Source organism: Brachybacterium sp. AG952, assembly GCF_004362645.1.
In the GTDB taxonomy this organism is placed as follows: Bacteria; Actinomycetota; Actinomycetes; order Actinomycetales; family Dermabacteraceae; genus Brachybacterium; species Brachybacterium conglomeratum.
The window spans coordinates 1,209,902-1,224,262 of the sequence record NZ_SNXV01000001.1; the positions used below are offsets into that span (position 1 = coordinate 1,209,902).

General features: G+C 73.0%; 10 protein-coding genes. All 10 read left to right on the top strand.

Annotated features, from left to right (window positions below; genetic code table 11):
• Positions 1-2,601, top strand: a complete 2,601-nt coding sequence (gene pheT, locus DEU31_RS05415) for a phenylalanine--tRNA ligase subunit beta (RefSeq protein WP_133676227.1) — start codon at positions 1-3, stop codon at positions 2,599-2,601.
• A gap of 78 nt (positions 2,602-2,679) precedes the next feature.
• Positions 2,680-3,963, top strand: a complete 1,284-nt coding sequence (gene argC / locus DEU31_RS05420) for an N-acetyl-gamma-glutamyl-phosphate reductase (protein ID WP_133676229.1) — start codon at positions 2,680-2,682, stop codon at positions 3,961-3,963.
• An 89-nt stretch (positions 3,964-4,052) separates the two neighbouring features.
• Positions 4,053-5,222 (top strand): bifunctional glutamate N-acetyltransferase/amino-acid acetyltransferase ArgJ, encoded by a 1,170-nt coding sequence (gene argJ / locus DEU31_RS05425; RefSeq protein WP_133676231.1) that lies wholly within the window; start codon positions 4,053-4,055, stop codon positions 5,220-5,222.
• Positions 5,219-6,178 (top strand): acetylglutamate kinase, encoded by a 960-nt coding sequence (gene argB, locus DEU31_RS05430; RefSeq protein WP_133676233.1) that lies wholly within the window; start codon positions 5,219-5,221, stop codon positions 6,176-6,178. Before argJ ends, argB begins: the two co-directional genes overlap by 4 nt.
• The gene (locus DEU31_RS05435) at positions 6,171-7,448 is read left to right on the top strand and encodes an acetylornithine transaminase (protein WP_133676235.1); all 1,278 of its coding nucleotides are present in this window, start codon (positions 6,171-6,173) and stop codon (positions 7,446-7,448) included. Before argB ends, DEU31_RS05435 begins: the two co-directional genes overlap by 8 nt.
• A 1-nt stretch (position 7,449) precedes the next feature.
• Complete coding sequence (gene argF, locus DEU31_RS05440; protein WP_133676237.1) at positions 7,450-8,451, top strand: ornithine carbamoyltransferase; 1,002 nt, start codon at positions 7,450-7,452, stop codon at positions 8,449-8,451.
• Positions 8,448-9,005, top strand: coding sequence for an arginine repressor (locus DEU31_RS05445; RefSeq protein ID WP_010550125.1), 558 nt, complete (start codon positions 8,448-8,450; stop codon positions 9,003-9,005). The genes argF and DEU31_RS05445 overlap by 4 nt, the downstream gene beginning before the upstream one ends.
• Before the next feature lie 198 nt (positions 9,006-9,203).
• A complete protein-coding gene (locus DEU31_RS05450; RefSeq protein WP_053916893.1) occupies positions 9,204-10,439 on the top strand; it encodes an argininosuccinate synthase in 1,236 nt (411 codons plus the stop codon).
• Positions 10,436-11,932: an argininosuccinate lyase gene (gene argH / locus DEU31_RS05455; protein ID WP_133676239.1), complete on the top strand. Its 1,497-nt coding sequence runs from the start codon at positions 10,436-10,438 to the stop codon at positions 11,930-11,932. The genes DEU31_RS05450 and argH overlap by 4 nt, the downstream gene beginning before the upstream one ends.
• A 289-nt stretch (positions 11,933-12,221) precedes the next feature.
• Entirely contained in the window at positions 12,222-13,490 is a 1,269-nt protein-coding gene (tyrS, locus tag DEU31_RS05460) for a tyrosine--tRNA ligase (protein WP_133676241.1), read from the top strand.
• The last annotated feature ends 871 nt before the right edge of the window (positions 13,491-14,361 follow it).

Genomic DNA, 14,361 nt, shown 5'->3' on the forward strand with positions numbered 1-14,361 from the left:
ATGCCGCGCATTCCCCTGACCTGGCTCGGCGAGCACGTCGAGCTCCCCGCGACCGCCTCCGCGCTCGAGGTCGCCACCGACCTCTCCCGCGTCGGCCTCGAGGAAGAAGCGCTGTTCGGCGCGCAGGTGACCGGCCCGCTCGTGGTCGGCCGTGTGCTCGAGCTCGTCAAGGAGCCGCAGAAGAACGGCAAGACCATCAACTGGGTCCGCGTGGACGTCGGCCCCGAGCACAACGAGGACGCCGACGACCCGAAGGAGCCGCAGCCCGGCGAGGAGCGCCCGAGCCGCGGCATCATCTGCGGCGCGCACAACTTCGTCGAGGGCGATCTGGTGGTCGTCTCCCTCCCTGGCACCGTGCTGCCCGGCGACTTCGCGATCGCCGCGCGGAAGACCTACGGCCACACCTCCGACGGCATGATCTGCTCCGGGGAGGAGCTGGGCCTGGGCCCGGACCCCGATGGCGAGGACGGCATCATCGTGCTCGGCCGCGGCCACGCGAAGGGCCTGACCGCCGAGCCCGGCGACGACGCTATCGCGCTGCTCGGCCTCGCGGACGAGGTCGTCGAGATCAACGTGACCCCCGACCGCGGCTACTGCTTCTCGATGCGGGGCGTGGCGCGGGAGTACGGCCACGCCACCGGCGCCGCCTTCACCGATCCGGCCGCCGCTGTCGAGATCACCGCGACCGAGGCCGGGGGAGTGCCCGTCCAGCTCCGGGACGAGGCGCCGCTGAACGGCGCCGAGGGCTGCACCCGATTCGTCGCGCTCGAGGTCGAGGGCGTGGACCCCGCCGCGCAGACCCCGCGCTGGATGGCCCGCCGCCTCACCCTCGCCGGCATGCGCCCGATCTCCCTGATCGTCGACGTCACCAACTACGTGATGCTCGACCTGGGCCAGCCGCTGCACGCCTACGACGCCGAGAAGCTCGTCGGCCCCATCACCGTGCGCCGCGCACGGAAGGGCGAGGAGCTCACGACCCTCGACGACGTCACCCGCACCCTCGACCCCGAGGACCTGCTGATCACCGACGCCGGCGGCCCGGCGGGAGACCGCGTGCTCGGCCTCGCGGGCGTCATGGGCGGCGAGGACACCGAGGTGTCCAGCACGACCACGAGCATCGTGCTCGAGGCCGCGACCTTTGACCCCGTCACCGTGGCCCGCACCGCGCGCCGCCACCGCCTTCCCTCCGAGGCGTCCAAGCGCTTCGAGCGCGGCGTGGACCCGCAGCTCCCGCTGATCGCCGCGCACCGCGCCGCCCAGCTGATCGTCGAGCACGGCGGCGGCACCGTCTCCGCCCGCGTGACCGACGAGGGCGCGGTCGCCGCACCCGCCCCGATCAGCGCGGACCTGCACGACGCCGAGCGCGTCGTCGGCATCGCCTATACCGACGTGCAGGTGATCTCCTCCCTCGAGGCGATCGGCTGCACCGTCGCGCGCGAGGGCGAGGACGGCCTGCTGGTCACCCCGCCGTCGTGGCGCCCCGACCTCACGATCCGCGAGGACCTCGTCGAGGAGATTGCGCGCCTGGTCGGCTACGCCGAGATCCCCTCGGTGCTGCCGACGGCGCCGGGCGGGCGCGGCCTGACGGTCGCCCAGCGCGGCCGACGCGCCGCCCGCCGCGCGCTCGCCGAGGCGGGCCTGGTCGAGGTGAACTCCGCCCCGTTCGTCGCCGGCTCCGTGCACGACCGGCTCCGCTACGGGACGGACGACGCGCGCCGCGAGGCCGTGCGGATCCTCAACCCGCTCTCGGAGGACGAGCCGCTGCTGCGCACCGAGCTGCTGCAGAGTCTCCTGCCCACCGCGCGCCGCAACCTCGGCCGCGGCGAGGAGTCGGTCGCGATCTTCCAGCGCGGCTCCGTGTTCCGCGCCCGCGGGGGACAGGGCGCCGCCCCGGTGCCCGCCGCCGCGCAGCGTCCGAGCGAGCAGGAGCTCGAGGCGATCCTCGCCGCGCTGCCCGCGCAGACCGGGGCGCTCGCCGCGGTCGTCGGCGGTGCCTCCGGCCCCGACTCCTGGCAGGGCGAGCCCGCGCCGTGGGGCTGGACCGATGCGCTCGACCTCGCCCGCCGTGCGGCCGCGGCCGTCGGCGCCGAGCTCGAGGTGCGCCAGACGGAGCGCGCGCCCTTCCATCCGGGCCGCGCCGCCGAGCTGCGCGTCCACACGGCCGACGGGGACAGCCGCGTCGTCGGCGCCGCCGGCGAGCTGCACCCCGCCGTGCTGAAGGAGTTCGACCTGCCGGCCCGCTCGGCCGCCTTCGAGCTCGACCTCGAGGCCGTGATCGCCGCCGCCCCCGCCGTGGTGCGCGCCGTGCCGGTGCCCACCTACCCGCCGGCGAAGGAGGACTTCGCCTTCGTGGTGGACGAGTCCGTGCCTGCGAGCGCCGTCGAGGCCGCGATCGTGGTGGGCGCCGGCGACCTCGCCGAGCGCGTCCACCTGTTCGACGTGTTCACCGGCGAGCAGATCGGGGAGGGGAAGAAGTCCCTCGCCTTCGCGATCCGGCTCCGCTCCGGCGAGGGCACGCTGACCGCCGAGCAGATCGGCGAGACCCGCCGGCGGATCATCGCCGCGGTCGAGTCCGCCGTCGGCGGCGTGCTGCGGGCCTGAGCGGCCGCCGCGCCGACGAGGCGCGCAGCAGCCACCACGCAGGGGAGGGGCCCCGCTCGACCGAGCGGGGCCCCTCCTGTGTCCGGGACGCTCCTCAGGCGCACGGCGCTCGTCGTCGGCCTCGGGAGGCGTCGCCACGGCGACCTCGCCGCCGAGAATGGCGTGCGCGCCGCGAACTCCGCCGTCCACCACGTGAACACCGCGCACCCCCGCTGGCTGTTCATGCAGTTGGCTGTATATACTTCCGGCATGATGTCCGAGAGCAGCGCCACCGCCCCCGTCCCGGCGACCGAGCAGGCCGCGCGACGCCCGCGCGTCGCCGTCGTCGGCGCCTCCGGCTACGCCGGCGGGGAGACCCTGCGCCTGCTCGCCGGCCACCCCGGCATCGAGGTCGCGACCGTGACCGCGCACTCGAGCGCCGGCAAGAGGCTCTCCGAGGTTGCCCCGCACATCGACCTCGGCCACGACCCCGTGCTGCAGGAGACGGGCGTGGAGACCCTGCGCGGCCACGACGTCGTGGTCCTCGCCCTCCCGCACGGCCAGTCGGGACAGATCGCCGCCGCTCTGCGCGCCGAGGACCCGGACGTGCTCGTGCTCGACCTCGGCGCCGACCACCGGCTCGAGAGCGCCGAGGAGTGGGAGGCCTACTACCGCAGCGAGCACTCCGGGACCTGGACCTACGGCATGCCCGAGCTGCCGCTGGCCGACGGCACCCGCCAGCGCGAGCAGCTGCGCACCGCCCGCGAGATCGCCGTGCCCGGCTGCAACGCGACCGCCGTGACCCTCGCCCTGGCCCCGCTGCTGCGCGCCGAGCTCGTGGACAGCACCGCGCTCAGCGCCGTGCTGCCGGTCGGCTACTCCGGCGCCGGCCGCGCCGCCAAGCAGCACCTGCTGTTCTCCGAGGCCTCCGGCACCGCCGCGCCCTACGCCGTCGGCGGCACCCACCGCCACATCCCCGAGGTGCTGCAGAACCTCCGCCGCGCCACCGGCCGTGAGGACGCCCGCCTCGGCTTCACCCCGGTGCTCGTCCCGATGAGCCGCGGGATCCTCGCCGTGTGCACCGCCCCGGTCGCCGAGGGCACCACCACCGCCGACCTCCTCGCCGCCCTCGAGCACGACTACGCCGGCGAGCACTTCGTGACCGTCCTGCCCGAGGGCAGCGCCCCCGCGACCGGGCAGGTCGCCGGCGCGAACACGATCCGCCTCGGCGCCGCGGTCGACGCCCGCAGCGGCCAGGCCACCGTCATCTCCGCGATCGACAACCTCGTCAAGGGCACGGCCGGCGCCGCGCTCCAGTCGATGAACCTCGCCCTCGGTCTGCCCGAGGCGACCGGGCTCAGCCGCACCGCGCTCGCCCCCTGACCGTCGCCCGCCGGGCCCCGCCGGCCGGCCGGAGCGCCCGTCCGAGCTCCATCCACCGCGCCCCTCGCCCCACGCTCCCAGGAGACCCCGTGTCGATCACCCGCCCCCGCGGCTTCCGCGCCGTCGGCCTCGCCGCCGGCATCAAGGCCGCCCCCAAGGAGGACCTCGCCCTCGTCCTCAACGACGGCCCGCGCGACGTCGCCGCCGCCGTGTTCACCGCCAACCGCGTCCAGGCCGCTCCCGTGCAGTGGTCTCGTCGGGCCGTCGCCGACGGCCGCGCCCGCGCCGTGGTCCTGAACTCCGGCGGCGCCAACGCCTGCACCGGCCCCGAGGGGTTCCAGGACACCCACCGCACCGCCGAGCATCTCGCCGGCCTCCTCGACATCGCGGCCCAGGACGTGCTCGTGTGCTCCACCGGCCTGATCGGGGAGCGGCTGCCGATGGAGCCGCTGCTGGCCGGCGTCACCTCGGCGATCGACCGGCTCGACGCCGGGGAGGAGGCCGACGCCTCCGCCTCCCGCGCCATCATGACCACCGACTCCGTCCCGAAGACGGCCGAGGTCACGCTCCCCTCCGGCGTCGTCGTGGGCGGGATCGCGAAGGGCGCCGGCATGCTCGCCCCGCAGCTCGCGACCATGCTCGTCGTCCTCACCACCGACGCCGACGTCGACGCCGCCACCGCCGAGGAGGCGCTGCGCGGCGCGACGCGCACCACCTTCGACCGCGTCGACTCCGACGCCTGCATGTCCACCAACGACACCGTCATCCTGCTGGCCTCCGGCGCGAGCGGCGTGACCCTGGGCGTCCAGGAGCTCACCGAGGCGGTGCGCACGGTCAGCGCGGACCTCGCCCGCCAGCTCGTCGCCGACGCCGAGGGCGCCAGCCACGACGTGCACGTCGTGGTCCGCTCCGCCACCGCCGAGGACGCCGCCGAGGCCGTGGCCCGCGAGATCGCCCGCTCCAACCTGGTCAAGGCCGCGATCTTCGGCAACGACCCCAACTGGGGCCGGATCGTCGCGGCGGCCGGCTGCGTGCCCGAGGCCGTCGCCCCCTTCGCAGTCGAGGACCTCTCCGTCACCGTCAACGGCGTGGAGGTGTGCCGCGGCGGCGGCGCCCACCGCGACCGCTCCGAGGTCGACATGACCCCGCGCGAGACCCTCATCGAGGTGGACCTCGGCGCGGGCTCCGCGAGCGCGGACATCTGGACGAACGACCTCACCCACGACTACGTCGAAGAGAACAGCGCCTACTCCTCATGACCACATCGAAGCCGCCCGCCGCACCCTCCAAGAACCCGCTGGCCGACCTCACCCCGGCCCAGGCCGCGGCGCATGCGAAGTCCGAGATCCTCATCGAGGCGCTGCCCTGGATGCAGCGCTTCCGCGGCAAGATCGTCGTGGTCAAGTACGGCGGCAACGCCATGATCGACGACGACCTGCGCCGCGCCTTCGCCGCCGACATGGTGTTCATGCGCCACGCCGGCATCCACGTCGTCGTCGTCCACGGCGGCGGCCCCCAGATCAACGCGATGCTGGGCCGCGTCGGCATCGAGTCCGAGTTCCGCGGCGGGCTGCGCGTGACCGACGAGGACACCATGGACGTGGTGCGGATGGTGCTGGTGGGCCAGGTGGGCCGCGAGCTCGTCGGCCTGATCAACAGCCACGGCCCCTACGCGATCGGCATGTCCGGCGAGGACGCGCGGCTGTTCGCCGCCCGCCGCCGCGGCACCGTCGTCGACGGCCAGGAGGTCGACCTCGGCAACGTCGGCGAGGTCACCGAGGTGCGGACCGAGTCGATCCAGGACCTCCTGGACGCCGGCCGGATCCCGGTGGTCTCCTCGATCGCGCCCGAGATCGACGAGGACGGCCGCCCCACCGGCGCGGTCCTGAACATCAACGCCGACCTCGCCGCCGCCGCGCTCGCCGCCGGCCTGGACGCCGAGAAGCTCGTGGTGCTCACCGACGTCGAGGGCCTCTACCGCGACTGGCCGGATCGCGACTCGCTGATCCCCGAGATCTCCGCGAGCGAGCTGCGGGAGATGCTGCCCGGCCTCACCGCCGGGATGATCCCCAAGGCCGAGTCGCTGCTGGACGCGGTGGACTCCGGGGTGCGCACCGCGGCCATGACCGACGGCAGGATCGAGCACGCCGTGCTGCTGGAGGTCTTCACCGACAAGGGCGTGGGCACGATGGTCAGGAGGGACGACTATGTCTGAGACGCAGACGCAGGACACGACGCCGCAAGGCACGACGCCGCAGGGTGCCCAGGAGCTCGCCGGCCGCTACTCCCGCTCCATGATCGGCGTGTTCGGCACCCCGCAGCGCGTGCTCGTGCGCGGCGAGGGCACGCACGTGTGGGACGCCGACGGGAAGGAGTACCTCGACCTCCTCGGCGGGATCGCCGTCAACGCCCTCGGCCACGCCCACCCCGACGTGGTCGCCGCAATGACGAAGCAGGCGGGCACCCTCGTGCACGTCTCGAACTTCTTCGCCACCCCCACCCAGATCGAGCTCGCCGAGCGCCTGCTGCAGCTGGCGCAGGCCCCTGAGGGCTCGGGCGTGTTCTTCACGAACTCCGGCACCGAGTCCAACGAGGCCGCCTTCAAGATCGCCCGCCGCACCGGGCGGCCCCGGATCCTCGCGCTCGAGAAGAGCTTCCACGGCCGCACCATGGGCGCGCTCGCCCTCACCCACAAGGAGGCCTACCGCGCCCCCTTCGAGCCGCTGCCCGGCGGGGTCGAGTTCCTGCCCGCCGGCGACGTGGCCGCACTCGAGGCGGCCCTCGCCCCGGGGGACGTCGCCGCGCTCGTGCTCGAGCCGATCCAGGGCGAGGCCGGAGTGCTGCCGCTGACGGAGGAGTACCTCCGCGCGGCCCGCGAGCTCACCGCCCGCCACGGCGCCCTGCTGATCCTCGACGAGGTCCAGACCGGCGTCGGGCGGACGGGGGAGTGGTTCGCCCACCAGGCGATCGAGGGGCTGCAGCCCGACGTGATGACGCTGGCCAAGGGCCTCGGCGGCGGCTTCCCGATCGGTGCCGTGCTCACCTTCGGCGAGCACGCCACCGGCCTGCTGAGCCCCGGCCAGCACGGCACCACCTTCGGCGGCAACCCGCTGGGCGCGGCCGTGTCCCTCGCCGTGCTCGGCACCCTCGCCGAGGACGGCCTGCTCGAGAAGGCCCGTACCCTCGGCACGCAGCTGCAGGCCCGGATCCTCGAGCTCGCCGGGCGCGATCCGCGGATCACCGGCGTGCGCGGCGCGGGACTGCTGCAGGGGATCACCCTCGCCGCCCCGATCGCGCCGCAGGTCGTCGCCGCCGCCCTCGAGCACGGCTTCATCCTCAACGCCGCGAACCCCAGCACCCTGCGACTCGCCCCGCCGCTGATCATCACCGACGAGGAGCTCGGCTCCTTCGTCGAGGCGCTGCCCGCCCTGCTCGACGCCGCCGAGCAGGCCGCCGCCTCCACCACCGACGAGAAGAGGTCCTGACATGCCCCGCCACTTCCTGCGCGACGACGACCTGAGCCCCGCGGAGCAGAAGGAGGTCCTGGCCCTCGCCCTCGAGCTCGCCGGCGACCGCTTCGCCAAGCGCCCCCTGGAGGGACCGCGCACCGTCGCGGTCATGTTCGACAAGGCCTCCACCCGCACCCGCGTCTCCTTCGCCACCGGCATCGCCGAGCTCGGCGGCAGCCCGCTGGTGATCGACGCGGGCTCCAGCCAGCTGGGACGCGGCGAGTCCGTCGCCGACACCACCGAGGTGCTCACGCGCATGGTCTCCGCGATCGTGTGGCGCACGTTCGGACAGGAGCGGATCGAGGAGATGGCGGCCCACGCGACCGTGCCCGTGGTCAACGCGCTGACCGACGAGTTCCACCCCTGCCAGATCCTCGCCGATCTCCAGACCATCGCCCAGCACACCGGGGGACTGGCCGACGGCGACGCCGCGCTCGCCGGGCGCTCCCTCGCCTATCTCGGCGACGGCGCGAACAACATGGCCCACTCCTACCTGCTCGGCGGCGTCACCGCCGGGATGGACGTGCGGATCGCCTCGCCCGCCTCCCACCGCCCCGACCCCGCGATCGTCGCCCGCGCCGAGGAGATCGCCGCGTCGACCGGCGGCGCGGTGCTCGTCACCGACGACCCGCGCGAGGCGGTCGCCGGCGCCACCGCCGTCATCACCGACACCTGGGTCTCCATGGGCCAGGAGGGCGAGGACGGCCGCGGCGAGGAGACCTTCGCCCCCTTCCAGGTCACCTCCGAGCTGATGGCGCTCTCCGGCGGGATCTTCCTGCACTGCCTGCCCGCCTATCGCGGCAAGGAGGTCGCCGCCGAGGTCATCGACGGCCCCGCCTCCGTGGTGTGGGACGAGGCGGAGAACCGCCTCCACGCCCAGAAGGCCCTGCTGACCTGGCTGCTCGAGCACCCCGACGAGAGCACCGCCGCCCACGCCGTCGCGCACGTCCGCACCCGCGGCGCCCGGGAGCGCGCATGAGCGACTCCCGGCGCGCCCTCGCGCAGACCAAGACCTCGCGCCAGCAGCGCATCGTGCAGCTGCTGACCCACGAGGAGGTCTCCTCCCAGTCGCAGCTCGCGCAGCTGCTGACCGCGGAGGGGATCGAGGTCACCCAGGCGACCCTCTCGCGGGACCTCGTCGAGCTGCAGGCCGAGAAGGTCCGCGGCTCCGCCGGGAGCCTCGTCTACCGCCTCCCGCCCGAGGGCGGCACCGCCCGTCCCGTCGGCGCCGAGGGCGAGCTGCTCGAGGCGCGCCTGCCGCGGCTGGCCGAGGGGCTGCTCGTCTCCGCCGAGGCGAGCGGGAACCTCGTCGTCGTGCGCACCCCGCCCGGCGGCGCGCAGTACCTCGCCTCCGCGATGGACCGCTCCGTCATGCCCGACGTGCTCGGTACCATCGCCGGGGACGACACCGTCCTGCTGGTCTCCCGGGACCCCGCCGGCGGTGACCGCCTCGCCGAGCGGCTCCTCGACCTCGCCGAGGGCCGGCGCGAGCTCGGCGCCCTCGACGAGGACGAGGGCATCGAGGCGCCGTGACGGCGCGCACCGGGCAGGTCCGCCCGTCGGCCCCTGCCGGGACGACCCCGGCACCCTGACCTCGCAGACCCTGACCTCGCCCACCTCCGGACCCAGGGACCGGGCCCCCGCGCCCGTCCCGCCGCCGCACGGCCCGCCCCGGCCATCGCGGCACCACCCCGACCACCACTGAACCCCCACGACCTAGGAGCACCACTCATGACCGAGAAGATCGTCCTCGCCTACTCCGGCGGACTCGACACCTCCGTCGCCATCGGCTGGATCCACGACGCCACCGGCGCCGACGTCATCGCCTGCGCGGTCGACGTGGGCCAGGGCGGCGAGGACCTCGAGGTCATCCGCCAGCGCGCCCTCGACTGCGGCGCCGTCGAGGCCTACGTCGCCGACGCCCGCGACGAGTTCGCGAACGAGTACTGCATGCCCGCCCTCAAGGCGAACTCGCTGTACATGGACGCCTACCCGAACGTCTCCGCGATCTCCCGCCCCGTGATCACCAAGCACCTGGTCAAGGCCGCGAAGAAGTACGGCGCCACCACCGTCGCCCACGGCTGCACCGGCAAGGGCAACGACCAGGTGCGCTTCGAGGTCTCGATCACCTCCCTCGCCCCCGAGCTCAAGTGCATCGCCCCCGTGCGCGACCTCGCGCTGACCCGCGACAAGGCGATCGAGTACGCCGAGCGCAAGGGCCTGCCGATCGCGACCACCAAGCACAACCCCTTCTCCATCGACCAGAACGTGTGGGGCCGCGCCATCGAGACCGGCTTCCTCGAGGACATCTGGAACGAGCCCACCAAGGACGTCTTCTCCTACACCGACGACCCCGCCTTCCCGCCGGTCGCCGACGAGGTCGTGATCTCCTTCGAGCAGGGCGTCCCGGTCGCGATCGACGGCCGCGCCGTCACCCCGCTCGAGGCGATCCAGGAGCTCAACCGCCGCGCGGGCGCCCAGGGCATCGGCCGCATCGACATCGTCGAGGACCGCCTGGTGGGCATCAAGTCCCGCGAGGTCTACGAGGCGCCGGGCGCGATGACGCTGATCACCGCCCACCAGGAGCTCGAGCGCGTGACCCTCGAGCGCGAGCAGGCCCGCTTCAAGCGCCAGGTCGGCGACCGCTGGACCGAGATGGTCTACGACGGCCAGTGGTTCTCCCCGCTGAAGAAGTCGCTCGACGCCTTCATCGAGGACACCCAGCGCTACGTCAACGGCGACATCCGCATGACCCTGCACGGCGGCCGCGCCACCGTCACCGGGCGCCGCTCCGAGACCGGCCTGTACGACTTCAACCTCGCCACCTACGACGAGGGCGACACCTTCGACCAGGCCAGCGCCCGCGGCTTCATCGACATCTACGGCCTCGCCGCCAAGCAGGCCGCGGCCCGCGACGTGGCGCTCGGCAACGGTGAGGACCTCGACGCCGCCGAGGACCAGGCATGAGCGACGCCCCCTCCGCGAACTCGCACGGGGAGCCGACGGGCGCCGTCGGTCCCGGGGCCGACGCGTCGGCCGCGCAGGAGAGCGCCGCGCTGTGGGGCGGACGCTTCGGCTCCGGTCCGGCGGCCGCGCTGGCAGCGCTGTCCGTGTCCACGCACTTCGACTGGCGGCTCGCCCAGTACGACCTGCGCGGCTCGAAGGCGCACGCGAACGTGCTCCACGCCGCCGGGCTGCTGAGCGACGAGGAGCTCGCCGGGATGCAGGACGCGCTGGACCGCCTCGCGGCCGACGTCGCCTCCGGCGCGTTCGCCGCCGCGCCCGAGGACGAGGACGTGCACACCGCCCTCGAGCGCGGCCTGATCGAGCGGGCCGGGAAGGACCTCGGCGGCAAGCTGCGGGCCGGCCGCTCCCGCAACGACCAGATCGCGACCCTGATCCGCCTGTTCATCCGCGACCAGGCCCGTGCGGTCGGCGATCAGGTCCTGGACCTCGTCGACGTGCTCGTGGCCCGGGCCCGCGAGGTGCACGGCGCGCCCATGCCGGGCCGCACCCACCTCCAGCACGCCCAGCCGCTGCTGCTCAGCCACCACCTGCTGGCCCATGCCTGGCCGCTGCTGCGGGACGTGGAGCGGCTGCGGGACCTGGACGCCCGCGCGGACTCCTCCCCGTACGGCTCGGGCGCCCTGGCGGGCTCGAGCCTGGGCCTGGACCCGCAGGCCGTCGCCCGCGAGCTCGGGTTCGGCGACTCGGTGTGGAACTCGATCGACGGGACCGCCTCGCGGGACCTGACGGCGGAGTTCTCCTTCGTGCTGGCGATGATCGGCATCGACCTCTCGCGCCTCGCGGAGGAGGTCATCCTGTGGAACACGAAGGAGTTCTCGTTCATCACCCTGGACGACTCCTACTCCACCGGCTCCTCGATCATGCCGCAGAAGAAGAACCCCGACATCGCCGAGCTCGCCCGCGGCAAGGCCGGGCGCGTGGTGGGCGACCTGGTGGGGCTGCTGACCACGCTCAAGGCGCTGCCGCTGGCGTACAACCGCGACCTGCAGGAGGACAAGGAGCCGGTCTTCGACCAGGTCGACTCGCTCGACCTCGTGCTCCCGGCCTTCACCGGGATGATGGCGACGCTGACCTTCTACACGGAGCGGATGGCGGAGCTGGCCCCGCAGGGCTTCTCCCTCGCCACCGACATCGCCGACCACCTCGTGCGCCGCGGCGTCCCGTTCCGGGTAGCGCACGAGATCTCCGGCTCCTGCGTGAAGGTCGCCGAGGAGCAGGACAAGGAGCTGTGGGACCTCACCGACGACGAGCTCGCCGGGATCTCCGAGCACCTCGACCCCTCGGTCCGGGAGGTGCTCTCCGTCGAGGGCTCCATCGCCTCCCGTGATGCGAAGGGCGGCACCGCCCCGGTGCGGGTGGCCGAGCAGACCGACGCCGCGGCCGCCCAGGTCGCCGGCCTGCGCGCCTTCACCCGGGACCGCGCCGAGGGCTGACACCCGCGCGACGAGGCGGCGCTCCGGGCCCTGCCTGCCGGGGGAGCTCCGCCCCTGGACGGCCGGGCTCCGCGCTGCGACACCCGCCTCCGGGCGCGGTGTCCACCGGAAGGATGGGAGAGGCCCGGGACCTGCACATGACAGGTCCCGGGCCTCTCGCCTGCCGTCCACGACCGCCGACGCCGTCGGGCCCGCGCGCGATATCGCGTGGCACCCCGCCCCGTGAGTGGGGGACAATGACCGTGGCCCCGACCGGGGACCGCACCGCACCACCGAGAGGAAACGATCGATGCATTCCGTCCTGGACGAGCTCGCCTGGCGAGGACTCGTCGTGCAGACCACCGGGCGCGAGGCGCTCGGAAGCGCTCTGGCGGACGGACCGATCAGCCTCTATTGCGGCTTCGACCCGACCGCCGCCTCCCTGCACGTCGGCCACCTGACCCAGGTGCTCACGATGCGTCGCCTGCAGCTGGCCGGCCACCGCCCCTTCGCCCTCGTGGGCGGGGCGACCGGTCTGATCGGCGACCCCCGCATGTCCGGCGAACGCGTGCTCAACGACGCCGAGATCGTCGCGACCTGGGTCGAGAGCCTGCGCGGCCAGATCTCCCGCTTCCTCGACCTCGAGGGGGAGTTCGGCGTGACCATGGTGAACAACCTTGACTGGATCGGGCAGATGAGCGCGCTCGACTTCCTGCGGGACATGGGCAAGCACTACCGCATGGGCACGATGCTCGCGAAGGACACCGTCGCCCGCCGTCTCCAGAGCGATGAGGGCATCAGCTACACGGAGTTCAGCTACCAGGTGCTGCAGGGCATCGACTACCTCGAGCTGCATCGCCGGCACGGGGTGTCCCTGCAATACGGGGGCAACGACCAGTGGGGCAACCTCCTCTCCGGGGTCGACCTCATCCACAAGGTGGAGGGGCATGAGGTCCATGCGCTGACCACTCCGCTGGTCACCAAGGCCGACGGCACCAAGTTCGGCAAGAGCGAGGGCGGCGCGGTGTGGCTGGACGCGGAGCTCACCAGCCCCTACGCGTTCCACCAGTTCTGGCTCAACGCGGCCGACGCGGACGTCGTGAACTACCTGCGCTTCTTCACCTTCCGCAGCCAGGAGGAGATCGCGGAGCTGGAGCACGCCACCGAGACGGCCTCGCACGAGCGCGCCGCGCAGAGGGCCCTGGCCGACGAGCTCACCACCATGGTCCACGGAGCCCAGGCCACCGAGCAGGCGAAGGCCGCGGCCTCCGTCCTCTTCGGCCGCGGGGACGTGCGCGCGCTGGACGAGCAGACCGTCCTCGCCATCGCCCGTGAGCTGCCCGGGGCGGAGGTCTCCGCGACCACGCCGCTGGTGGACGCGTTCGTCAGCGCCGGCATCGCGCGGTCCAAGGGCGCGGCCCGACGGGACGCCGATGGGGGAGGACTCTCCGTGAACGGGGAGAAGATCTCCGCCGACGACCTCGCACGGGAGGTCGGCGAGCTCGACGCCCTGCCGGGGGCGAGGCTCCTGCTGCGTCGCGGTCGCAAGAACGCCGCGATGGTGCACCGCCTCGACTGACCGGTCCGTCATGTCGGCTCCCCGAGTCGACACGCCGGCACGGATCCCGCCGCCGCCCCACCGAGCCCCGCCACTCGACGCACAGCCGAGAGGCGGGGCTCGGTGCATGCCCGGGGGCATGCCGGGACGGTGGACCGACGGGCTCTCCGGAGCGACCGTCCGCGGCACGCGGTTAGCCGTCGACGAGCTTGCTTGTCAACCTGACGATAAGGACCGGTGACCCCTCTCTCAAGCGTGGGTCACATTCGGATGAACGAGCGCTTTCCCAGTCGAGCAAAGTGGGCACTGACCTGCAGGAACTCCAGTTTCGGAGGGTGAACGGAGGCTGAACGGAGCGGCTTGACGGCCCCTCGCGGGACCCGTAATGTTCTTTCTTGTCAGCAGCGAGGACGCAGACGCGAAGGGCCGAGAGCCTCCCCCGGGAGGAGCGAGGAACGGAGCGACTGGGACTCACTGCCGGCCCGCCGGGACGAGAGATCGGACCAGCGGCCGTGACTCGGGCACGGAAGGATCGCACCGCGATCCGGAGGTGACCGGGACCACACGGAGCGGAGTTGGACCTGGCCGCGAAGAACTGCTAGAGTAGTGACTCGCGCCGGGACGACGAAGCAAGTAGGAGTCGTCGACGGGATCACCCGCCGGCAACGAGCCTCAGAGATGAACCGCAGAAGCGGGGACTCGACGATGTGCGCGTGTTGCTTGATATCTCAATAGCGTGTCTGTTTATCGATGCCATTATTTTGAATGGCAGATTATAACGGATAATACAGCAGTTAAATGCTGGTTGTTTGTTTATTTTGTCAGGTTTATAGTTTTTCATGATTTTCATGGAGAGTTTGATCCTGGCTCAGGACGAACGCTGGCGGCGTGC

Excerpts from the sequence above, each read along its gene's own strand:
- pheT (WP_133676227.1), top strand. The coding sequence starts at position 1 with ATGCCGCGCATTCCCCTGACCTGGCTCGGCGAGCACGTCGAGCTCCCC.
- argB (WP_133676233.1), top strand. The coding sequence starts at position 5,219 with ATGACCACATCGAAGCCGCCCGCCGCACCCTCCAAGAACCCGCTGGCC.
- DEU31_RS05435 (WP_133676235.1), top strand. The coding sequence starts at position 6,171 with ATGTCTGAGACGCAGACGCAGGACACGACGCCGCAAGGCACGACGCCG.
- argF (WP_133676237.1), top strand. The coding sequence starts at position 7,450 with ATGCCCCGCCACTTCCTGCGCGACGACGACCTGAGCCCCGCGGAGCAG.
- DEU31_RS05445 (WP_010550125.1), top strand. The coding sequence starts at position 8,448 with ATGAGCGACTCCCGGCGCGCCCTCGCGCAGACCAAGACCTCGCGCCAG.
- DEU31_RS05450 (WP_053916893.1), top strand. The coding sequence starts at position 9,204 with ATGACCGAGAAGATCGTCCTCGCCTACTCCGGCGGACTCGACACCTCC.
- argH (WP_133676239.1), top strand. The coding sequence starts at position 10,436 with ATGAGCGACGCCCCCTCCGCGAACTCGCACGGGGAGCCGACGGGCGCC.
- tyrS (WP_133676241.1), top strand. The coding sequence starts at position 12,222 with ATGCATTCCGTCCTGGACGAGCTCGCCTGGCGAGGACTCGTCGTGCAG.